The organism is Pseudomonas reactans (genome assembly GCF_013387025.1).
GTDB classification, from domain to species: domain Bacteria; phylum Pseudomonadota; class Gammaproteobacteria; order Pseudomonadales; family Pseudomonadaceae; genus Aquipseudomonas; species Aquipseudomonas reactans.
In genome coordinates this window covers 188,494-209,770 of record NZ_JACAQP010000013.1, presented here as the reverse complement: position 1 = coordinate 209,770, position 21,277 = coordinate 188,494, and the positions used below count along the sequence as shown (strand labels likewise).

Here is a 21,277-nt window from a genome sequence, read left to right as displayed (position 1 = left end):
GCCCTCCGGGCGTCCGGCTTATAGTGCACGTCGCGCGCCAGTCCAGCCAAACCGCAGGATCACAGCTTGTCCAAAGTCACGCCGCCAACTCCCCTGCGCGCCGCTCATATAGCGCCGGGAGCGCCCCTGCACGGCACCCTCAAAGGCGCATTGGCGACGCTCGTCCTCATGCTGCTCGCGTTATTGTTCTGGCAGTTGCTCGACCAGCTCCAGCAAAACCAGAAGAATCAACAGCAATACACCATCGACTACAGCGCCGACCTGGCTGAACAGATCAGCCTGAACATGGCCCTCAGCGCGAAAATCGCCCTGAACCTGCTGCCGATGGTCGAGCCGCCGCGTGACAGCGAACAGCAACAGGCGCTGATGCGCACCTTGCAACGCTCGCTGCCGGAGCTGCGCAGCATCGCCCTGCTCGCCCCCAGCGGCGCGATGGTCAGTGACAGCGCCACCGACAGCCAGGACGCCGCCTGGCTGGCAGAACTGGTGCAACGCAGCCACGCCCAATCCTATTACCTGAGCAACAGCAACGACGGCACGATTATCTATCTGTTGCTGCACCAACCCAGCGGCGGCTCGCGGATGTATTGGGCGCTGCGCCTGGCCCCCAACTACCTGAGCAACCTCACCCGCCAGGACGGCCAGGGCCAGCGCCCGCTGTGGGTCATCGAGAATCGCATCAACCATCGGGTTGTCAGCCGAGACAGCGGCATGCCAGCGCAGTGGGCGTCCGCACTGACCCCGGACGAGCTGAATAAAAGTGTATTGGTCACGCCCTTGAGCAAGAGCGACTGGCAACTGCGTGGGCTGTTCGACCGCTCCGCCGTGTTGGAACAACTGCTGCCGGCCTTCATCGGCAAATGCCTGCTGGGCCTGGCGTTCTCGCTGATCCCGGTGATCGTGCTGCTGAACATGCGCCGCCGCCAGCGCCAGGTGCATGAAGGCCGCCGGCGCTACCAGGACATTTTCGAAGGCACCGGCGTGGCCCTGTGCGTGCTCGACTTGTCGGGCCTGAATGCGTTCTTCGACAAGACCCGGCTGGAGACCCGCGAGCAACTGCACGCCTGGCTGCAGGACAACCCCGGCGAACGCCAGCAACTGCTCAAGGAACTGCGCATCACCGAGGTCAACCAGGTGGCGGTGCGCCTGCTGAACGTGGGGTCCTGCGAAGAAGCCTGGGAGCGCCTGATCGATGACTGCCCGCGCAATGCCACGTCCATCGGCTACCAGATTCTTGAGGCGGTACTGACCCAACAGAACCAGTTGGAACTGGAAATCCAGCTCAAGGACGTGGCCGGCAACGAGCAATACCTGTGGCTGGTGATGCGCTTGCCGGAGCAGCAGGACGACTTCAAGGCGGTGATCCTCAGCATCAGCGATATCACCAGCCGCAAGCTGATCGAGCTGTCGCTGGTGGAGCGCGAGAGCTTCTGGTCGGACGTGGTACGCACCGTCCCCGACCACCTGTATGTGCAGGACGTGATCAGCCAGCGCATGATTTTCAGCAACCATCATCTGGGCCACACCCTCGGCTACAACAAGGCCGAACTGCAGCAAATGGGCGAGTACTTCTGGGAAATCCTGCTGCACCCCGAAGACGCCGAGCATTACCACGATTTGCGCCAGCAACAGCGCCAGATCGGCTACACCACCCAATTGCAATGCCAGCTGCGTTTTCGCCATCGCAACAACCAATGGCGGCGCTTTGACATCCGCGAGCAGGCCCTGGCCCGCGACAAGACGGCGCAGATCACCCGCATCATCGGCGTGGCCAAGGACATCACCGACCAGATCGAGGCCAGCGAATCCCTGCGTGACAGTGAACAGCGCTACCGCATGCTGGCCGAAAGCATCAGCGACGTGATCTGCTCCACCGACAGCCAGTTGGCCCTCAACTACATCAGCCCCTCGGTCAATACCGTGCTCGGTTATGACGTGGACTGGGTGTTCAAAAATGGCTGGCAGTCAATCATCGCCAACCCGCAGCAACTGACCGGTATTTACAGCCTGATGGAACAGGTCAGCCGCGCGCTGGGCGACCCTGAAGCGCTGAACCGGCTGCGGGATGAGATCCAGACCCAGTTGTTCCTGTTCGACTGCCTGCGCGCCGATGGTCGCAAAGTGCCGATCGAGCTGCGCCTGGTGCTGGTATGGGACGAACACGGCGCCTTCGAGGGCATCCTCGGCGTGGGCCGCGACATCAGCCAGCAACGTCGTGCCGAGAAAGACCTGCGCATGGCGGCCACGGTTTTCGAACACTCGACCTCGGCGATTCTGATCACCGACCCCGCCGGTTATATCGTGCAGGCCAACGAGGCGTTCAGCCGGGTCAGCGGCTATGCGGTCAGCGATGTGCTCGACCAGTTGCCGAACATGCTCACCGTCGACGAACAGCAGGAAGCCCACCTGCGCTACGTACTCAAGCAGTTGCACCAGCACAGCACGTGGGAAGGCGAAGTGTGGCTCAAGCGCCGCAACGGCGAGCATTACCCGGCGTGGGTCGGCATTACCGCCGTGTTCGATGACGAAGGCGACCTGGCCAGCTACGTGTGCTTCTTCAGTGACATCAGCGAGCGCAAGGCCAGCGAGCAGCGCATCCACCGTCTGGCCTACTACGACGCCCTGACCCACCTGCCCAACCGCACGCTGTTCCAGGATCGCCTGCACACCGCGTTGCAGTCGGCCGAACGGCAGAAGTCCTGGGTGGTGCTGATGTTCCTCGACCTCGACCGCTTCAAACCGATCAACGATTCCCTGGGCCACGCCGCCGGCGACCGCATGCTCAAGGAAATGGCCACGCGCCTGCTGGGTTGCGTGGCCGAAGATGACACCGTGGCGCGCATGGGCGGCGACGAGTTCACGCTGCTGCTGCAACCGCGGATCAGCCGTGAAATGGCGCTGAACCGGGCGATTCATGTGGCCGAGCAGATCCTTGCCAGCCTGGTGAAGCCGTTCGTGCTGGAAGGCCGCGAGTTTTTTGTCACCGCCAGTATCGGTATCGCCCTGAGCCCTCAGGACGGCAACGAGCTGAGCCAGTTGATGAAAAACGCCGACACCGCGATGTATCACGCCAAGGAACGCGGCAAGAACAACTTCCAGTTCTACCAGGCCGACATGAACGCCAGCGCCCTGGAACGCCTGGAGCTGGAAAGCGACCTGCGCCACGCCCTGGATCAGAACGAATTTGTGCTTTATTACCAGCCGCAGTTCAGCGGCGACGGCAAACGCCTGACCGGTGCCGAAGCCCTGCTGCGCTGGCGCCACCCGCGCCGTGGCCTGGTGCCGCCGGGGGACTTCATCCCGGTGCTGGAAGAGTTGGGCCTGGTGGTGGACGTGGGCGACTGGGTGATCAGCGAAGCCTGTCGCCAGCTCAAGACCTGGCACCAGAACAAGGTGCGCGTGCCGAAAGTCTCGGTGAACATCTCGGCGCGGCAATTCTCCGACGGCCAGTTGGGCACCCGTATCGCCACCATCCTCAAGGACACGGGCCTACCGCCGGCGTGCCTGGAACTGGAGCTGACCGAAAGTATCCTGATGCGGGAAGTGAACGAGGCCATGCAGATCCTCGACAGCTTGAAAAACCTGGGTTTGAGCATTGCGGTGGATGACTTTGGCACCGGTTATTCGTCGCTCAACTACCTCAAGCAATTCCCGATCGACGTGTTGAAGATCGACCGTACCTTCGTCGATGGTCTGCCATCAGGCGAGCAAGACGCGCAGATCGCCCGCGCCATTATCGCCATGGCCCATAGCCTGAACCTGGCGGTGATCGCCGAAGGCGTGGAAACCCATGAGCAGTTGGACTTCCTGCGTGAGCATGGCTGCGATGAAGTGCAAGGTTACCTGTTCGGAAGGCCGATGCCGGCGAATCGGTTCGAGGCGCAGTTCAGTAACGATGCGCTGTTCATGTTCGACTGATCCTTTGTGGTGAGGCCCTCACAGCCACCACTTATCCCCAGATGAGCCCCACTTGTCCGCGACATGATGTCCTTTCATATGCCATCTAAAACCCATTGGGTTAGAATGCCCTCCTTTTCTGCCCCCGATCCTTGAGGACCGCCATGTTCAGCCGTGATTTGACTATTGCCAAGTACGACGCCGATCTCTTCGCCGCCATGGAGCAAGAAGCCGTGCGCCAGGAAGAGCACATTGAGCTGATCGCTTCGGAAAACTACACCAGCCCAGCGGTGATGGAGGCTCAAGGTTCGGTCTTGACCAACAAGTACGCCGAAGGTTACCCAGGCAAGCGCTACTACGGTGGTTGCGAGTACGTCGACGTGGTTGAGCAGTTGGCTATCGACCGTGCCAAAGAACTGTTCGGCGCCGATTACGCCAACGTCCAGCCGCACGCCGGTTCCCAAGCCAACAGCGCCGTGTACCTGGCCCTGCTGCAAGGCGGCGACACCATCCTGGGCATGAGCCTGGCCCACGGCGGTCACCTGACCCACGGCGCCAGCGTTTCCTCCTCCGGCAAGCTGTACAACGCCGTTCAATACGGTATCGATGCCAACGGCCTGATCGACTACGACGAAGTCGAGCGCCTGGCGGTTGAACACAAGCCAAAAATGATCGTGGCCGGTTTCTCTGCCTACTCGCAGATCCTGGACTTCCCACGTTTCCGCGAAATCGCTGACAAAGTGGGCGCGTATCTCTTTGTTGATATGGCTCACGTTGCAGGCCTGGTCGCCGCTGGAGTCTACCCGAACCCTGTGCCTTACGCTGACGTGGTGACCACCACGACCCACAAGACCCTACGCGGTCCGCGTGGCGGCCTGATCCTGGCTCGCGCCAACGCCGACATCGAGAAGAAGCTGAACTCCGCTGTATTCCCAGGCGCCCAAGGCGGCCCGCTGGAGCACGTGATCGCCGCCAAGGCAATCTGCTTCAAGGAAGCCCTGCAGCCTGAGTTCAAGACCTACCAGCAACAAGTGGTCAAGAACGCCCAGACCATGGCCAGCGTGTTCATTGAGCGCGGCTTCGACGTAGTCTCCGGCGGTACTGAAAACCACCTGTTCCTGCTGTCCCTGATCAAGCAGGACATTTCCGGTAAAGATGCTGATGCTGCCCTGGGCAAAGCCTTTATCACCGTAAACAAGAACTCCGTGCCGAACGACCCACGTTCGCCGTTCGTCACCTCCGGCCTGCGCTTCGGTACTCCGGCTGTGACCACTCGCGGCTTCAAGGAAGCAGAGTGCAAGGAACTGGCTGGCTGGATCTGCGACATCCTGGCGGACCTGAACAACGAAGCCGTGATCGACGCGGTGCGTGAGAAGGTCAAGGCCATCTGCAAAAAGCTGCCGGTGTACGGCGCTTGATGGCAGTTGCTTGACTAAAAAGCCCGGCTCATGAGCCGGGCTTTTTTGTGTCCGATCGAAAATTGAAATACGGTCACCTGTGGGAGCTGGCTTGCCTGCGATGGCGGACTTTTGGCGGACTTTCAGTTAGCCCATCAGTGCCTGATGCACCGCCATCGCAGGCAAGCCAGCTCCCACATTTTGAATGCATTTCAAGTCAGGATTGGTAGACGCGCTGGAAGCCCTCGCGGATCTTGTCTTCCGGCAGTTCATCGGCAATAAACACGATCACGCTCTCCCGCGCCTCGCCCTCTTCCCACTCCGTGTCCCAATCAAAGCCGTAGAGCTTGAGCACGCCCTGGAACACCATGCGCCGGTCTTCACCGGCAATGTTCAGCACGCCCTTGTAGCGCAACAGTTGCTTGCCGTGGTCTTCGAGCAGTTCGTTCATGAACTCGCTGAGGCGATCGATATCCAGCGGCTGGTCGGTGCGCAATACCAGGCTGGAAATACGGTCGATGGACGGCGCGGCACGCACCGGGCGCAGGCTCATGCCAGCGTTGAGGTTGAAGCCGCGCACATCGAGCAGTTCAGCCAGGTCGATGTTGCCATGGTCCACCACACGGATCGGCGCGCGGCGGTTGATGCGGGTGAGGCGTTCGCTGAGCGCGTCGAAGGTAGCGTCATCCACCAGGTCACGCTTGCTCACCAGCAGGCGGTCGGCAAAGCCGATCTGGGCCTGGGCGATGGTCTGGGTCAGGTGGTGCTCGGCGTGGGCCGCGTCTACCAATGTGATGATGCCGTCGAGGATGTAGCGTTCGCGCAGTTCCTCGTCGATGAAGAAGGTCTGAGCCACGGGGGCCGGATCGGCCAGGCCGGTGCACTCGATCACCAGGCGGTCGAAGGCGATTTCGCCGCTGTCCAGGCGTTCGAGTAGCAGATACAGCGCTTTGGTCAGGTCGGTGTGGATGGTGCAGCACACGCAGCCGTTGGACAGGGTCATGACTTGCACCGGCTCGGCGCCCAGCAGTTGGGTGTCGATACCGGCGTCACTGAATTCGTTTTCGATCACGGCGATTTTAAGACCGTGCTCGGCTTTGAGCAGATGGCGTAGCAAGGTGGTCTTGCCGGCGCCGAGGAAGCCGCTGAGGACGGTGACTGGAATGGGAGAGGACAAAAGCAGTTCTCCTTATAACTGAAGGAACACAAAACAAATGTGGGAGCGGGCTTGCTCGCGAATACGGTGTATCAGTCAGCACCTACATCAACTGACAGACCGCCTTCGCGAGCAAGCCCGCTCCCACAAGGGATCGCCGCCACCCGAACTACCGGGTCAACAGCACTTGGGCCCACCCTTGCCGCCGTAACGGGCTTCCTGGCGTTCCCGGAAGAACGCCTTGTAGTCCATCACCGGCTTGTCCGGGTGTTTGGTTTGCATATGCTCGACGTACGTATCGTAGTCGGGCATGCCGACCATCAGGCGCGCGGCCTGACCGAGGTATTTACCGAGGCGATTGATGTCATTGAACATGGTTGCAATCCTCGATCACGCGTCCGGAACAGCCTGGAACGGGGCTTCTTTATCCGTACGTTCTTTGTTGCCCCAGGCGGCGACGCCGACCTTGAGCGCATAGAACAGGATGCTGAACACCACGAACAGGAACAGCGCCGTCAGCGTTGCGTTGGTGTAGGCGTTCCAGATCACGTGCTGCATCTGGTCGATGCTCTTCGCCGGGGCGAGGATCTGGCCGTTGGCCAATGCATCGCTGTATTTCTTCGCCAGCGACAGGAAGCCGATCGCCGGGTTGGCGTCGAACAGCTTGATGAAGCCCGCAGTGGTGGTGCAGATCAGCAGCCAGACGGCCGGCAGCATGGTCACCCAGATGTAGCGTTGGCGTTTCATTTTGATCAGCACAACGGTGGCCAGCATCAGTGCGATACCTGCCAGCATCTGGTTGGAGATACCGAACAGCGGCCACAAGGTGTTGATGCCGCCCAATGGGTCGATCACGCCTTGGTACAGCAGGTAACCCCACATCGCCACGCAACCGGCGGTCGCGATCAGGTTAGCGGTCCAGGACTCGGTGCGTTTCAGCGCCGGCACGAAGGAACCCAGCAGGTCTTGCAGCATGAAGCGACCGGCACGGGTGCCCGCATCCACGGCCGTGAGGATGAACAGCGCTTCGAACAGGATCGCAAAGTGGTACCAGAACGCCATGGTGTTTTCACCCGGCAGCACACTGTGCAGGATCTGCGCGATACCGACCGCCAACGTCGGTGCACCGCCGGCACGCGCCAGGATGGTGGTTTCACCGATGTCATGGGCGACGGCTGACAGCGCCTCAGGCGTAATCGCAAAGCCCCAGCTGCTGACAGTTTGCGCCACAGTCACCACATCACTGCCGACCACGGCAGCCGGGCTGTTCATGGCGAAGTACACACCTGGCTCGATCACCGATGCAGCGACCATCGCCATGATGGCCACGAACGACTCCATCAACATGCCGCCGTAACCGATGTAGCGGGCGTTGGTTTCGTTATCCAGCAACTTGGGCGTAGTGCCCGAGGAGATCAGCGCGTGGAAACCCGAGACCGCACCACAGGCAATGGTGATGAACAGGAACGGGAACAGGCCGCCCTTCCACACCGGGCCGGTGCCGTCGATGAACTGGGTCAGGGCCGGCATTTTCAGCTCTGGCATGGTGACCAGGATGCCAATCGCCAGGGCAATGATGGTGCCGATTTTCAGGAAGGTGGAGAGGTAGTCACGCGGCGCCAGGATCAGCCACACCGGCAGCACTGCGGCGACAAAACCGTAGCCGATCAGCATCCAGGTAATTTGAATGCCCGTGAAGGTGAAGGCCTTGGCCCAGACAGGGTCAGCGGCAATCTGCCCGCCCAGCCAGATAGAACCGAGCAGCAACAGCACGCCGATGATCGAGATTTCGCCAATGCGACCCGGGCGGATGTAGCGCATGTAAATGCCCATGAACATCGCGATCGGGATGGTCGCCATCACCGTGAAGATCCCCCATGGGCTCTCGGCCAGGGCCTTGACCACGATCAGCGCCAGCACCGCGAGGATGATGATCATGATCAGGAAGCAGCCGAACAGCGCGATGGTCCCCGGAATGCGGCCCATCTCTTCGCGAACCATGTCCCCCAGGGAACGGCCGTTACGACGGGTGGACAGGAACAAGACCATGAAGTCCTGCACCGCACCGGCCAGCACCACGCCGGCAATCAGCCAGAGCGTGCCGGGCAGGTAGCCCATTTGCGCCGCCAGCACCGGGCCGACCAGCGGACCTGCACCGGCAATTGCCGCAAAGTGGTGACCGAAAAGGATGTGTTTGTTGGTCGGCACATAGTCCAGACCGTCATTGTTGAGCACTGCGGGGGTGGCCCGCCGTGGATCGAGTTGCATCACGTTGTTAGCGATGAACAGACTGTAGTAACGGTACGCAACCAGGTAGATGGCCACAGCAGCGACCACAATCCACAAGGCGTTGATCGCCTCGCCGCGGCGCAAGGCCACTACGCCCAGGGCGCACGCTCCTACGATTGCCAACACCAGCCAGGGTAGGTGGCGTAGCAGGCTATTATTATTTTTCATTTTTATATTCCAGCCAGGGTGGACAGAAAGGACAGCCATCCCGAGTTTAGCGCTGTTGGCCTCAAAGGCCACCCCCCTACGTTGGTCTAGAGCCTTGCGCAGGCAAAAAAAGCAGAAATAAATGCCCGATGATGGCTCAGGGCTACAATCCTTCTATCTCCAGAGGGTTTCACCATGACCGAGCAACCGTCTGAACGCCGCCGTTTCCGTCGTATCGCCTTCGATGCCAAGACGACCATTGCCCAGGACAGCTGGAATTGGCCGGTGCAACTGCTGGATTTATCGCTGCGGGGCTTGCTGGTGGAGCGCCCTGACGACTGGCGGGGTAATAGCAAGCGGCTATTTGACGTGGACATCCGGCTGGACCCACGGGCGCATATAAAGATGCAGGTGAAGCTGGCCCATGACGATCACGGGCAGCTTGGGTTTGTGTGCCAGCACATCGACCTGGACTCGATCAGCCATTTGCGACGACTGATCGAGTTGAACCTGGGTGATCAGCAAGAGTTGGAGCGCGAGCTGGGCGCCCTACTCGAATAGTGCATCCAACGCCTGTTCCAGGCGCGTCACGCCAATGATCTTTATCCCCGGCGGCGATTCCTTCGGCGCATTGCCTTTGGGCACGATCGCGCGTTTGAAGCCGTGCTTGGCAGCTTCCTTCAAGCGTTCCTGGCCGCTGGGCACCGGACGCACCTCACCCGACAGGCCCACCTCACCAAACACCAGCAAGTCATGGGGCAACGGCCGGTTACGCAGGCTGGACATCACCGCCGCCATCAACGCCAGGTCGGATGCGGTCTCCAGCACCTTGACCCCGCCGACCACGTTGAGGAACACGTCCTGGTCGTGGGTCGGGATGCCACCGTGACGATGCAATACGGCGAGCAACATCGCAAGGCGGTTCTGATCCAGGCCCAACGTCACGCGGCGCGGGTTGGCCAGATGGCTGTCATCCACCAGCGCCTGCACTTCCACCAGCATCGGCCGGGTGCCTTCCCACGTTGCCATCACCACGCTGCCAGGGACTTCTTCCTGGGCACGCGTGAGAAAAATCGCTGAAGGGTTGGAGACTTCTTTAAGCCCCCGGTCCGTCATGGCGAACACGCCCAGTTCGTTGACCGCGCCGAAACGGTTCTTCACCGCCCGCAGCAAGCGCAGACGGCCGTCGGATTCGCCTTCGAAATACAGCACGGTGTCGACCATGTGCTCCAACACCCGTGGCCCGGCCAGTGCGCCCTCTTTGGTCACATGACCGACCAGGAAGATCGCCGTGCCGCTCTGCTTGGCGTAGCGCACCAGCAGCGCCGCACTTTCACGCACCTGGGACACGCCGCCCGGCGCTGACTGCAATTGCTCAGTGAAAATCGTCTGGATCGAGTCGATCACCATGACCTTGGGCTTTTCGATACGCGCCGTGGCAATGATGCTTTCGATGCAGGTCTCGGTCATCACCCGCAGTTGATCCTGGGGCAGCCCCAGGCGACGGGCGCGCATGGCCACTTGTTGCTGGGATTCCTCGCCGGTGACATACAGCGCCGGCATGCGGCTGGCGATGCTGCACAGTGTTTGCAGCAGGATCGTCGATTTGCCGATGCCCGGATCGCCACCGATCAGCACCACCGAGCCGTCCACCAGGCCGCCGCCCAACACACGGTCCAATTCACCGGAGGCGGTGGAGAAACGCGGGATCTCTTCGACGCTGACTTCGGCCAGCGTCTTGATCTGCGCCTGTTGCCCAGTCCAGCCGGCGCGGCCGGTGGGGGCCGCAGCGCCGCCGCTTTCGATCATGGTTTCAGTCAGGGTGTTCCACGCGCCGCACTCGGTGCACTGGCCGGCCCACTTGGGAAAGGTCGCGCCGCACTCCGTGCAGCCGTACATGCGCTTGGCCTTTGCCATTTGAGAACCTCCAACCGAAAAACCGCGATGATAGCTCAGCGCGACGCCGGGGTCCGGATTTCACCGCTGGCCAATCGTGAAGCGCTGTTGCCGATCGGGTCTTCGGCGTTGAGGTCGGCACCCTTGGCCTTCAATTCATCCAGCAACTCGACGCGCTTGAACAGCCCGGCGTACATGGCCGCCGTCTGCCCGGCGCCGTTGCGTTGGTCGGGGTTGCAGTCGGTCGCCAGCAGGCGCTGGGCGATTTTCAGCTCGCCCTTGAAGATCGCGCCCATCAGCGCCGTGTTGCCGCGTTTGTCCTGCACACAGGCGTCAGCACCCGCGCTGAGCAAGCGCTCAACAAACGGGCCCTGGCCGTGGTAAGCGGCGAGGATCAGCGCGGTGTAGCCCTTGTCGTCCTGGGTGTTGAGGCTATAGCCGGAGTCGATAAAGGTGTTGAGCATGTCGAGGTCGCCTCGGCGGGCGGCGTCGAAATAGTAGTCTTGCAACTGGGCCTTGAGTGCGACCGGGTCGGGAGACTCGGCATGGGCGACAAAGGCCAGCATGGCCATCAGCAATCCGATAGAAACTCGCATGGGTGTTCTCCTGCCAAAGGTCGACGCCTCATCAAGGGCGCCGACCAGAACCAACGGATCAGTCAGTCAGTTTTCCCGCCAGCGCCTTCACGCGCGCCAGATCACCTTTGGCAACCTTGGCCACGCCAGTGCCGTATTCCGGGTCGGCCTTGTACAGGAACGACAGGATGATGTGCTTGCTCTCGTCATCGGTGGTCGCCAGCGAGCCACCAAAGTTCTCGATCAAGTCCTGACGCTCTTTCTTCGTGAACGAGCGGTACAGATCACCGGCCTGCTTGAAGTTCTGCTCGCGCTGGATCTTCGCCTGCTGGGTGCTGCCCGACAGGGCTGACTGGCTGTAGCGCGCGGTTTGCGGCTCGTCCCGTGGCAGCAGACGACTTGGCTGGTAGTTCACGCCAGTGGTGGTCTTGCCGAAGTTCATCGCGCCGTCCTGGTTACCGTTGTTGACGGTCACCCGTGGTGCGTTGATCGGCAGTTGCAGGGCGTTGGCGCCCAGGCGGTACATCTGGGTGTCGGCGTAGGAGAATACGCGGCCTTGCAGCAGACGGTCCTCGGACGGCTCGATACCCGGCACCAGGTTGGCCGGGGCCATGGCCACTTGCTCGGTTTCCTGGAACACGTTGGCCGGGTTGCGGTTCAGCACCATCTGCCCGACTTTGCGCTCAGGCACGTTCGGCCAGATCTTGGTGGCGTCCAGCGGGTCGAAATCGAACTTGGCCAGGTCCTCAGGCTTGAGCACCTGCACGTACAGATCCCACTTGGGGAAATCGCCCTTGTTGATGTGAGTGACCAGGTCGTTGGTCATGTGGCTGTAGTCGCGACCCTGCACTTCGGTGACTTGCTTGGGGTCGAGGTTCTTGATGCCTTGCAGGCTTTTCCAATGGAACTTGACGTAGTGCACTTCGCCCTTGGCGTTGATCAGCTTGTAGGCGTGCACACCGTTGCCGTCCATTTCCCGGTAGCTGGCCGGGGTACCGGAGTCGGAGTACAGCTCGGTCAACGTGCGGGTGGACTCGGGCACGTGGGAGAAGAAGTCGAAGCGACGGGAATCATCATCCAGGTTGGTACGCGGGTCCGGCTTGAAGGCGTGGACCATGTCCGGGAACTTGATCGCGTCGCGGATGAAGAACGTCGGGAAGTTGTTGCCTACCAGGTCCCAGTTGCCCTCAGCGGTGTAGAACTTGGTGGCGAAACCACGTGGGTCACGCAGGGTTTCCGGAGAGTGATTGCCATGGACCACAGCAGAGAAGCGCACGAACACCGGAGTGGCTTCACCAGCCGCGAATACCTTGGCCTTGGTCAGGTCGCTGAGGTTGTCGGTGACGGTGAAAGTACCGTGGGCGCCGGTACCACGGGCGTGTACCACGCGCTCGGGGATGCGCTCGCGATCGAAGCGCTGCAGCTTCTGGATCAACTGCACGTCTTGCAGCAACACCGGGCCATTGGCGCCGGCGGTCTGCGAGTTCTGGTTGTCGCCTACTGCAGCGCCGTTGTCGCGCGTCAGGTTGGCGGCGTGTACCGAAAGGGAAAGCAAACTGGCGGTCGCCAGTACCAGCGCGTATCGCGCTGAAACGGGCCCGCGGCTCATTGGGGTCTTCATCGAGGTTTCCTCTGGTTTTTTTAGTGCACATTCAGTTGTGCTTGCCAGAGGCTAGTGACCCGAGGGTCAGAAGATAAATAGAAAAGCCACAACAACCCGATTAATAAAATAATCTGTTAAGTCACTGATATCAGGCGTATTTCGCGCGCGACTGGTGGCACTTTGCAAACTATTTGCGTTTTAATGTGTCGATAAAAGCTAACAGTGTTAACGGTTGTGTCGGGCAAGCCCGCTACGACTGACTTACACTGAGTCCCACCCTTCTCATCTGTAACAAGGAATAACCTATGGGCGTGATCAGTGAGTTCAAGGCCTTCGCGGTCAAAGGTAATGTGGTCGACATGGCCGTCGGTATCATCATCGGCGCCGCCTTCGGCAAAATTGTTTCCTCGTTTGTAGGCGACGTGGTGATGCCGCCAATCGGTCTGTTGATCGGTGGCGTGGACTTCGGTGACCTGGCGATAACGCTCAAGGCGGCACAGGGCGATGTGCCTGCGGTGGTGCTGGCCTACGGCAAGTTCATCCAGAGCGTCATCGACTTTGTGATCGTCGCGTTTGCGATTTTCATGGGTGTGAAGGCGATCAACCGCCTGAAGCGTGAAGAGGCCGTGGCGCCAAGCCTGCCGCCGACGCCGACCAAGGAGGAAGTGTTGCTGGGTGAGATCCGCGATCTGCTCAAGGCACAGAACGACAAGCCGCGTCTGTAAAGACCGGCTTGAGAAAAAAGGCGCCTGCTAGAGGCGCCTTTTTTATTACCAGTAGTTTTCCACCGCCACCTGGCCGGGGCGGCGGCTCAAGCTCAGGTTCATGTTGCGCTGCTTGAGCAACTGACGCGTGTCATCGACCATCTGCGGGTTGCCGCAGATCAGCACGCGGGAATGCTCCGGGGTCAATTCGACGCCGGCCGCGCGCTCAAGCTCGCCATTTTCGATCAGCGTGGTGATGCGCCCATTCAACGCGCCGGGATGCTGCTCACGGGTGACGGTGGGAACGTAGGTGAGTTTGTGTGCGTACTCGGCGAGGTATTCACGCTCACCCAGCGCCTTGATCAGCGTCTGATACGCGAGTTCCTTGGCTTCCCGTGCGCTGTACACCAGGATGATGCGCTCGAATTTCTCCCAGACCTCGAAGTCCTGCAGGATCGACAAAAACGGCGCCACCCCGGTGCCAGTCCCCAGCATCCACAAGTCGCGACCATCCACGAAACGGTTCAAGGTCAGGAAGCCCGTGGCCTGGCGCTCCACCATCAAGGTATCGCCTACCCGCAGCCGGCTCAGCTCGCTGGTGAACTCACCGCCGGGGACGACGATCGAGAAGAAATCCAGATGCTCATCAAACGGTGAGGACACCAGCGAATAGGCGCGCCATACGGTGCTGCCATCCGCTTTGGTAACCCCCAAACGCACAAACTGCCCCGCCGTGAAACGAAAGCCCGGATCGCGGGTGGTGCGCAGGGTAAACAGGCTGGGGGTCAGCGATTGCACGTCGAGCAAGGTCTGGCGGGTAAATTTCTCAGCACTGGCGGTCATGGGGGGCTCCGTTCTACAGGTGCCCTAGTGTCCCTCAAAGTGACGAGCGCAAACACCGCTGATTTGTACTGGCATTCGCGCTTGTCAAGGCGTTGGCCTACGAACTAAGACTAACCATTTGGCTATTAGCAAACACTAAATGACCTATCAGATGACGCAGTGTTTTTAATAGCCATCAATCTGACAGCACTGACAACTCTCTAATTCGTATCAAAAAATTAAACATGAGCGCAACTTGCACAAATCCTTACTCTTTGTACAAGCGCCAAGAACTTAACAATAAAAGACTTTTAACTTTTTTTTCACTTAATTATGTAGGCCATATCCTACACTCAGTCTCGTGCAGCTGCGGGGTAAGGACTTACCCGCAGCAAGTAGGATCTCATGGAGAGTGACCAATGATTAGCTGGCGCAATACGAGGCTCCCCAAACTGGAAGGCGAGAACCAGATAAACAGTGTTTTTGAAATGGCCCTCAATCACACGTTAGAACTTGGCTTCCAATTTTGTTCCTTTACGATGAGTTCTCAACTACCAAACAACCAAACGCAACCATTTAACATAAACAACTATCCAATTGAATGGAATAAAACCTACAAACAAGCACACTTTTTCGATGTAGACCCCGTTGTAGCCCACTGCAAACGTTGCGTACTGCCCATCCTCTGGGAAGAAAAGGCATTTGGTGCCGCACCCAGTTTATGGCAACTGGCCCAATCCCATGGCGTGCACCGGGGCTGGACTCAAGCAGTACATGATTTCCAGGGTATCTTCAGCATGCTGACCCTTGGACGTGGCAAAGGTGAAGTCAGCCCGGCAGAGTTGTATGAAAAAGCCGGCCGCGTGCTGTGGCTGTGTCATGCCCTGCATGCGGTAGTGGCACAGAAATTTGCCGACGCTCCCGGTTTCAAACCTCCCTGCAAGCTGACCCCGCGGGAAACAGAAATTCTCAAATGGTCAGGCTTGGGCAAGACCGCAGCAGAAATCGCCACAATCCTGTGCCTGTCAGAGCGTACGATAGGGTTTCACATCGCCAGTGCGCTCAAGAAACTGGGGGTCAATAACAAGATCGCCGCAGTGCTCAGGGCATCCCAAATGGGCTGTTTTTAATCGCCTGGAAACACCGCATGTAATCCCTCTGGAAAAAAAGTAACATTTACAGTCAATTCTGAGTGTTGATGCTGCCCCCCGGCCCGCATCGTAGTTCACTCAGAGGGTTCTGCAGCGATTGCCGAACTCCCATCGACGACCCAGAGCCTCCCCCGCCATGCCCCTGCTCGAAAGCCACTTCGCCCAACTCGACCTGATCCGTCAGCCAGAGCAACATAACGATCCGCTACAAGCCTTCGATGCCGCCGACGAGTATCTGCTCAACTATCTGGCCGAGCAGCAACCGACTGCTGGGACGCGTGTGCTGGTGCTCAATGACAGCTTCGGCGCGCTGGCCGCCAGCCTTCAGGGGCAGGTTCAGGTCACGTCCAGCGGTGATTCGTTCCTGGCTGCCCAGGGCCTGGAGAAGAACCTGGTACGTAACGGCAAGGCGTTTGATGCAGTGGCATTCATCCCCGCCAGCCAAGGTCCGGCTGGGCCTTTCGACTGTGTGCTGATCCGCATACCGAAAACCCTAGCGCTGCTGGAAGAGCAACTGATCCGCCTGCAGGGCCGACTCGCGCCGGGCGCTCAGGTTATCGCCGGGGCAATGATCAAACACCTGCCACGGGCAGCGGGCGAGTTGCTGGAGCGTTACATCGGGCCGATGCAGGCATCGCTTGGGGTAAAAAAGGCGCGACTGCTGATTGCCACTGTACAAGACCGTCCAACGGCAGTCTCGCCCTACCCCACCCGCTACACCTTGGACACGCCGTCTATCGAACTGCTGAACCACGCCAACGTGTTCTGCCGCGAAAGCCTGGACATCGGCACCCGCGCGTTCCTGCCGCACCTGCCGAAAAACCTGGGCAACGCACGTGTGGCTGACTTGGGTTGCGGCAACGGTGTATTGGCGATTGCCAGCGCCCTGCAAAACCTCGAAGCGCAGTACACCTTGGTAGACGAGTCCTATATGGCCGTGCAATCGGCGGCCGAAAACTGGCAAGCCGCCCTCGGTGATCGCGACGTAGCCATACGCGCCGCCGATGGCCTGGCCGGCCAGGAGCCCGGTTCACTCGACGTCGTTCTGTGCAACCCACCCTTCCACCAGCAGCAGGTGGTCGGTGACTTCCTCGCCTGGCGCATGTTCCAGCAGGCCCGGGAAGCGCTGGTGGTGGGCGGTGCTCTCTATATAGTCGGCAATCGCCACCTTGGATATCACACCAAACTGGCGCGTTTGTTCCGGGGTGTCGAGCAAGTCGCGACCACGCCAAAATTCGTGATCCTCAAAGCCCGTAAATAAAGCCCGTCAATAAAAAAACCCTGCTTCTCTCGCGACAAGCAGGGTTGGAAAGCCGAGCCGTCAGGCCCGGATCGGGATGTCAGTGAGTGGTCAGGCCCGCCGCATTCATGAACATGCGCATCAGGCTGGCCACGACAAACAGGGCCAGCACGCTGCCGGTCCAGATCATCGCCAGCCACCCCAAGCGCCGCCACAACGGTTGTTTCTCGGCCTGTTCGATCTCGTGCAACGAAGGTTTGCCGGACATGAAACGACCCTCCTAGTGATAACCGTCTTCGTGGGTGACCTTGCCGCGGAACACGTAGTAGCTCCAGAAGGTGTAGCCCAGGATGAACGGAATGATGAACAAGGTGCCGACCAGCATGAAGCCCTGGCTCTGCGGCGGTGCGGCGGCGTCCCAGATCGACACGGAGGGCGGAATGATATTCGGCCACAGGCTGATGCCCAAACCACTGTAGCCCAGGAAAATCAGCACCAGCGTCAGCAGGAATGGCGTGTAGTGCGCATTACGCGCCACCGCGCGGATCAGTCCGTACATGGTCACCAATACCAGGATCGGCACCGGCAGGAACCAGAACAGATTCGGCAGGGTGAACCAGCGCGAGGCGATTTCCGGGTGGGTCAACGGCGTCCAGATGCTCACAATGCCAATCACCGCCAACACCACGAAGGCCAGCGGCCGTGCCAGGTTGTGCATCTTTTCCTGCAACGGGCCTTCGGTCTTCATGATCAGCCAGGTGCAGCCCAGCAGCGCATAGGCCACGATCAGCGCCACACCGCAGAACATCGTGAACGGCGTGGCCCAGTCCAGTGAACCACCGGCGAACTGGCGATCCACCACGGGAATGCCGTCGATAAACGCCCCCAGTGCCACGCCCTGAAAGAACGTCGCTGCCAACGAGCCGCCGATAAACGCCTTGTCCCACAGGTGACGCTTATGGTCCTTGGCCTTGAAGCGGAACTCGAACGCCACGCCACGGAAGATCAGCCCGATCAGCATCAGGATCAGCGGCAGGTAGAGCGCCGACAACACCACCGAATAGGCCAGCGGAAACGCGCCAAACAACGCCGCGCCACCCAACACCAGCCAGGTTTCGTTGCCGTCCCAGACCGGGGCCACGGTGTTCATCATCACGTCACGGTCGGTCTTGCCGGGGATAAACGGAAACAGGATGCCGATACCCAGGTCGAAGCCGTCCATGACCACGTACATCATGATGCCGAAGATGATGATCACGGCCCAGATCAGCGGAAGATCAATACCCATCTCAATGCCCCTTGTGCTGGATGTGGGTGTGGTCGTCATCGTTGCCATCATCATCGGCAGCCGACAACGGACGGGCCGGTGTGCGTTTCTGGCCAGGGCCACCGTGGGTTGGCTCGGTGCTTTCGTGGGTCACAGGGCCTTTGCGCACCAGGCGCATCATGTAGCCCAGGCCTGCGCCGAACAGCGCGAAATACACCACCACGAACAACACCAGGGTGATGGTCATCTGCGCCAGGCTATGCCCGGAGGACGCATCAGCCGTACGCATCAAGCCGTAGACCACCCACGGCTGACGGCCGATCTCGGTGGTGAACCAACCGGCAAGGATCGCGATCAGGCCGGACGGCCCCATCCACAACGCCAGGTAGAGGAACGGTTTGGACGTGTACATCTTGTCGCCCCGGCGCAGCCAGAGGCTGAACAGGCCGGTGAAGATCATCAGGAAGCCGAGGCCGACCATGACCCGGAACGACCAGAACACGATAGTCGAATTAGGGCGGTCCTCAGGCGGGAACTCCTTGAGCGCCGGCACCTGTTTGTCCAGGGAGTGAGTGAGGATCAGGCTGCCCAGGTACGGGATCTCGACGGCGTACTTGGTCCTTTCCTCTTTCATGTCCGGCCAGCCGAACAGGATCAACGGCGTCGGTTCGTTGCCGATGTTTTCCCAGTGGCCCTCAATCGCGGCGATTTTCGCCGGCTGGTGCTTCAAGGTATTCAGGCCGTGGAAGTCACCGATCACGGCCTGGATAGGCGCGACGATCAGCGCCATCCACATCGCCATCGAGAGCATTTTGCGGATGGCCGGGTTGTCCTTGCCACGCAACAAGTGCCAGGCCGCCGAGGAGCCGACGAAGAACGCGGTGGCAACGAACGCCGCCGTGGCCATGTGCGCCAGGCGATAAGGGAACGAGGGGTTGAAGACCACGGCGAACCAATCGGTCGGGATCACACGGCCATCAATGATTTCAAAGCCCTGGGGCGTCTGCATCCAGCTGTTGGACGAGAGGATCCAGAACGTGGAAATCAAGGTGCCGACAGCCACCATCACGGTGGAGAAGAAGTGCAGGTTGCGCCCCACCTTGTTCCAGCCGAACAGCATCACGCCCAGGAAACCGGCCTCGAGGAAGAAGGCCGTGAGCACTTCGTACGTCAGAAGCGGCCCGGTGACGGCGCCGGCGAAGTCCGAGAAGCGGCTCCAGTTGGTGCCGAACTGGTAGGCCATGACCAACCCGGAGACCACGCCCATGCCGAAGTTGACGGCAAAGATCTTCGACCAGAAGTGGTAAAGGTCACGGTAAGTGTCGTTGTGCGTCTTGAGCCACAAGCCTTCCAGCACCGCGAGGTAACTGGCCAGGCCGATGGTGATCGCCGGGAACAGGATGTGGAAAGAGATGGTGAATGCAAATTGAATTCGGGCGAGATCTAGCGCCTCCAAACCGAACATAAGTCTTCCTCTGTCAGGTAATACCGGCTGCTGGCGGGAGCCTGCACCCACTGCCCCCACGGATATGGAGTCTGGCGAATTTCAATTCGTTTCTTTTTTTAACCCACCGCGTAGGGAATCTGGCCTTGCGGCCGCCAGGTCGATGCCCGGGCGGACATTGATCTGGATCAAGCATTGCTGAAAGAGTAGTCCCATTTTCGATGTAGGACGGCGTGGTCTTTTGCCGCGTGACAGACTGCCTCAGATCAGTTCTTGCAACTATCTGTTACAACTTGATGATAATCTCGGCGCTCCCTCCGGCCCTGACCTGAACCCCCGATGCCTAGTGAACCCGCGTTGCTGTTGCGTCACCACCGCCCTTTCATCGCGTTCTGGCTGGCGCGCATCTTTACCGCCAGCGGTTTCCAGATGCTCACCGTGGCTATCGGTTGGAACCTCTATCAACTGACCGGCAATGTGCTGGACTTGGGCTTGGTCGGCCTGGTGGAATTCGTTCCCCGCGTACTGTTCATGTTGCACACCGGGCATGTGGCAGACCGCTATGAACGGCGCAAGGTCGCCGCCATCTGCCAGACTGTGCAGGCGTTGATCGCCCTGAGCCTGGCCATCGGTGGGCTGACCGGCAATGTGACCCGCGAGATGATCTTCATCCTCGCCTTCCTGCTCGGTGCCGCGCGTTCGTTTGAAATGCCGACCACACAGGCGATGCTGCCCAGCATCGTGCCCAGCGCGCTATTCCCGCGAGCCGTGGCCTCGTCGCAGTCGGCCCAGCAACTGGCAACCATCGTCGCCCCGGCGCTCGGCGGATTGCTCTACGCGTTTGGCAGCGTCTGGGTGTATGGCCCAACGGTGGTGCTGTACCTCATTGCCTGCGCGCTGACCCTCAATCTGCCCGCCCGCCAGACGCCACTCAACAAAGGCAAGGCGACCCTGGACTCCCTGCTCGCCGGCATCCGCTTCATCCGCAGCCGCCCGGACATCCTCGGGGCCATCTCCCTTGACCTGTTCGCCGTGCTGCTGGGCGGCGCCACCGCGTTGCTGCCGGTGTTTGCCAAAGACATCCTGTTGACCGGCGCCTGGGGCCTGGGCCTGCTGCGTTCGGCGCCGGCGGTGGGCGCGTTGTTGATGTCACTGTGGCTCGCGCGCTTTTCGGTGGACCGCCATGTGGGCCGCGTGATGTTCACGGCCGTCGGCGTGTTCGGTGTGGCGACCATCGCCTTTGGCCTGTCCACCTCGTTCTGGTTCTCCCTGGCCGTGCTGGTGGTGCTGGGCGCGGCGGACATGATCAGCATGGTCATCCGCGCGTCCTTCGTGCAGTTGGAGACGCCGGATGAAATGCGCGGGCGGGTCAGTGCGGTCAACGGACTGTTTATCGGAGCGTCCAACCAGTTGGGCGAGTTCGAATCAGGGATTACTGCCCACTGGTTCGGCACCGTACCCGCCGTGGTCATGGGCGGGATTGGTACGCTGGTGGTGACGGGGGTGTGGATCAAGCTGTTTCCGACGCTGGCGAATCGCGACCGAATGCATGTGCCGAGGCCCGAAAAAAGCGCTTAAGCCTCGTCGATGGCAGGTAGGTGGAACGAGTTCCTACATCGTTACCACACAGGGAGTGACGGCCTCGCGGGAAATCTCCTGCAAGGCCTAAATAACTTTCGACCTACCTCC

General features: G+C 60.2%; 17 protein-coding genes. 7 read left to right on the top strand and 10 right to left on the bottom strand.

The features are described from left to right. Positions 1–66: 66 nt before the first annotated feature. Both HX793_RS16100 and glyA read left to right on the top strand, forming a co-directional pair. Complete coding sequence (locus HX793_RS16100; protein WP_177061537.1) at positions 67–3,918, top strand: sensor domain-containing protein; 3,852 nt, start codon at positions 67–69, stop codon at positions 3,916–3,918. Positions 3,919–4,061: 143 nt separating this feature from the next. Continuing rightward, positions 4,062–5,315, top strand: coding sequence for a serine hydroxymethyltransferase (glyA, locus tag HX793_RS16095; protein WP_065910203.1), 1,254 nt, complete (start codon positions 4,062–4,064; stop codon positions 5,313–5,315). 196 nt (positions 5,316–5,511) lie between these two features. On the opposite strand, the gene yjiA is transcribed toward glyA, so the two are convergent. From yjiA to HX793_RS16080, 3 genes are all read right to left on the bottom strand, one after another. Continuing rightward, positions 5,512–6,471, bottom strand: coding sequence for a GTPase (gene yjiA, locus HX793_RS16090; protein WP_177053198.1), 960 nt, complete (start codon positions 6,469–6,471; stop codon positions 5,512–5,514). 156 nt (positions 6,472–6,627) lie between these two features. Beyond that, entirely contained in the window at positions 6,628–6,825 is a 198-nt protein-coding gene (locus HX793_RS16085) for a YbdD/YjiX family protein (RefSeq protein WP_016976771.1), read from the bottom strand. Positions 6,826–6,840: 15 nt separating this feature from the next. Beyond that, complete coding sequence (locus tag HX793_RS16080; RefSeq protein WP_016976770.1) at positions 6,841–8,907, bottom strand: carbon starvation CstA family protein; 2,067 nt, start codon at positions 8,905–8,907, stop codon at positions 6,841–6,843. Between the two features lie 174 nt (positions 8,908–9,081). Here HX793_RS16080 and HX793_RS16075 point away from each other — a divergent pair, with 174 nt between their 5' ends. Further along, positions 9,082–9,447, top strand: coding sequence for a PilZ domain-containing protein (locus HX793_RS16075; RefSeq protein ID WP_177053199.1), 366 nt, complete (start codon positions 9,082–9,084; stop codon positions 9,445–9,447). On the opposite strand, the gene radA is transcribed toward HX793_RS16075, so the two are convergent. Genes radA through katB form a run of 3 tightly spaced genes read right to left on the bottom strand, consistent with a single transcriptional unit; the run spans position 9,436 to position 12,978 of the window. Next, positions 9,436–10,803 carry a DNA repair protein RadA gene (gene radA / locus HX793_RS16070; RefSeq protein ID WP_016976768.1) on the bottom strand — a complete coding sequence of 456 codons (1,368 nt, stop codon included), beginning with the start codon at positions 10,801–10,803 and terminating at the stop codon, positions 9,436–9,438. The two genes, HX793_RS16075 and radA, sit on opposite strands and share 12 nt — an antisense overlap. Positions 10,804–10,838: 35 nt before the next feature. Beyond that, the gene (locus HX793_RS16065; protein ID WP_038847609.1) at positions 10,839–11,378 is read right to left on the bottom strand and encodes an ankyrin repeat domain-containing protein; all 540 of its coding nucleotides are present in this window, start codon (positions 11,376–11,378) and stop codon (positions 10,839–10,841) included. Between the two features lie 58 nt (positions 11,379–11,436). Beyond that, positions 11,437–12,978, bottom strand: a complete 1,542-nt coding sequence (gene katB / locus HX793_RS16060; RefSeq protein ID WP_177095250.1) for a catalase KatB — start codon at positions 12,976–12,978, stop codon at positions 11,437–11,439. Between the two features lie 287 nt (positions 12,979–13,265). Here katB and mscL point away from each other — a divergent pair, with 287 nt between their 5' ends. Further along, positions 13,266–13,685, top strand: a complete 420-nt coding sequence (gene mscL, locus HX793_RS16055; RefSeq protein WP_010206685.1) for a large-conductance mechanosensitive channel protein MscL — start codon at positions 13,266–13,268, stop codon at positions 13,683–13,685. A 45-nt stretch (positions 13,686–13,730) separates the two neighbouring features. Here the strand turns inward: mscL and HX793_RS16050 are convergent, their stop codons facing one another. After that, the gene (locus HX793_RS16050; protein ID WP_177053201.1) at positions 13,731–14,507 is read right to left on the bottom strand and encodes a ferredoxin--NADP reductase; all 777 of its coding nucleotides are present in this window, start codon (positions 14,505–14,507) and stop codon (positions 13,731–13,733) included. A gap of 398 nt (positions 14,508–14,905) precedes the next feature. Between HX793_RS16050 and HX793_RS16045 the strand changes: the two genes are divergently transcribed. Both HX793_RS16045 and HX793_RS16040 read left to right on the top strand, forming a co-directional pair. Next, positions 14,906–15,616 (top strand): helix-turn-helix transcriptional regulator, encoded by a 711-nt coding sequence (locus HX793_RS16045; protein WP_177053202.1) that lies wholly within the window; start codon positions 14,906–14,908, stop codon positions 15,614–15,616. A gap of 157 nt (positions 15,617–15,773) precedes the next feature. Further along, positions 15,774–16,898, top strand: coding sequence for a methyltransferase (locus tag HX793_RS16040; RefSeq protein WP_177095252.1), 1,125 nt, complete (start codon positions 15,774–15,776; stop codon positions 16,896–16,898). 79 nt (positions 16,899–16,977) lie between these two features. Here HX793_RS16040 and HX793_RS16035 read toward each other — a convergent pair whose 3' ends face one another. Genes HX793_RS16035 through HX793_RS16025 form a run of 3 tightly spaced genes read right to left on the bottom strand, consistent with a single transcriptional unit; the run spans position 16,978 to position 19,609 of the window. After that, on the bottom strand, positions 16,978–17,145 hold the full coding sequence (locus HX793_RS16035) for a DUF2474 domain-containing protein (RefSeq protein ID WP_010206690.1): 168 nt from the start codon (positions 17,143–17,145) through the stop codon (positions 16,978–16,980). 12 nt (positions 17,146–17,157) lie between these two features. After that, positions 17,158–18,165 (bottom strand): cytochrome d ubiquinol oxidase subunit II, encoded by a 1,008-nt coding sequence (gene cydB, locus HX793_RS16030; RefSeq protein ID WP_095013602.1) that lies wholly within the window; start codon positions 18,163–18,165, stop codon positions 17,158–17,160. Position 18,166: 1 nt separating this feature from the next. Further along, a complete protein-coding gene (locus HX793_RS16025; RefSeq protein WP_016976762.1) occupies positions 18,167–19,609 on the bottom strand; it encodes a cytochrome ubiquinol oxidase subunit I in 1,443 nt (480 codons plus the stop codon). A 318-nt stretch (positions 19,610–19,927) separates the two neighbouring features. On the opposite strand from HX793_RS16025, the gene HX793_RS16020 reads away from it, so the two are divergent. After that, entirely contained in the window at positions 19,928–21,166 is a 1,239-nt protein-coding gene (locus HX793_RS16020) for an MFS transporter (RefSeq protein WP_177095254.1), read from the top strand. Positions 21,167–21,277 lie beyond the last annotated feature (111 nt).

Excerpts from the sequence above, each read along its gene's own strand:
- HX793_RS16085 (WP_016976771.1), bottom strand. The coding sequence starts at position 6,825 with ATGTTCAATGACATCAATCGCCTCGGTAAATACCTCGGTCAGGCCGCG.
- HX793_RS16050 (WP_177053201.1), bottom strand. The coding sequence starts at position 14,507 with ATGACCGCCAGTGCTGAGAAATTTACCCGCCAGACCTTGCTCGACGTG.
- cydB (WP_095013602.1), bottom strand. The coding sequence starts at position 18,165 with ATGGGTATTGATCTTCCGCTGATCTGGGCCGTGATCATCATCTTCGGC.
- HX793_RS16080 (WP_016976770.1), bottom strand. The coding sequence starts at position 8,907 with ATGAAAAATAATAATAGCCTGCTACGCCACCTACCCTGGCTGGTGTTG.
- HX793_RS16045 (WP_177053202.1), top strand. The coding sequence starts at position 14,906 with ATGATTAGCTGGCGCAATACGAGGCTCCCCAAACTGGAAGGCGAGAAC.
- HX793_RS16065 (WP_038847609.1), bottom strand. The coding sequence starts at position 11,378 with ATGCGAGTTTCTATCGGATTGCTGATGGCCATGCTGGCCTTTGTCGCC.
- HX793_RS16025 (WP_016976762.1), bottom strand. The coding sequence starts at position 19,609 with ATGTTCGGTTTGGAGGCGCTAGATCTCGCCCGAATTCAATTTGCATTC.
- katB (WP_177095250.1), bottom strand. The coding sequence starts at position 12,978 with ATGAAGACCCCAATGAGCCGCGGGCCCGTTTCAGCGCGATACGCGCTG.
- HX793_RS16075 (WP_177053199.1), top strand. The coding sequence starts at position 9,082 with ATGACCGAGCAACCGTCTGAACGCCGCCGTTTCCGTCGTATCGCCTTC.
- HX793_RS16040 (WP_177095252.1), top strand. The coding sequence starts at position 15,774 with ATGCCCCTGCTCGAAAGCCACTTCGCCCAACTCGACCTGATCCGTCAG.
- HX793_RS16035 (WP_010206690.1), bottom strand. The coding sequence starts at position 17,145 with ATGTCCGGCAAACCTTCGTTGCACGAGATCGAACAGGCCGAGAAACAA.
- mscL (WP_010206685.1), top strand. The coding sequence starts at position 13,266 with ATGGGCGTGATCAGTGAGTTCAAGGCCTTCGCGGTCAAAGGTAATGTG.
- radA (WP_016976768.1), bottom strand. The coding sequence starts at position 10,803 with ATGGCAAAGGCCAAGCGCATGTACGGCTGCACGGAGTGCGGCGCGACC.
- glyA (WP_065910203.1), top strand. The coding sequence starts at position 4,062 with ATGTTCAGCCGTGATTTGACTATTGCCAAGTACGACGCCGATCTCTTC.
- HX793_RS16020 (WP_177095254.1), top strand. The coding sequence starts at position 19,928 with ATGCCTAGTGAACCCGCGTTGCTGTTGCGTCACCACCGCCCTTTCATC.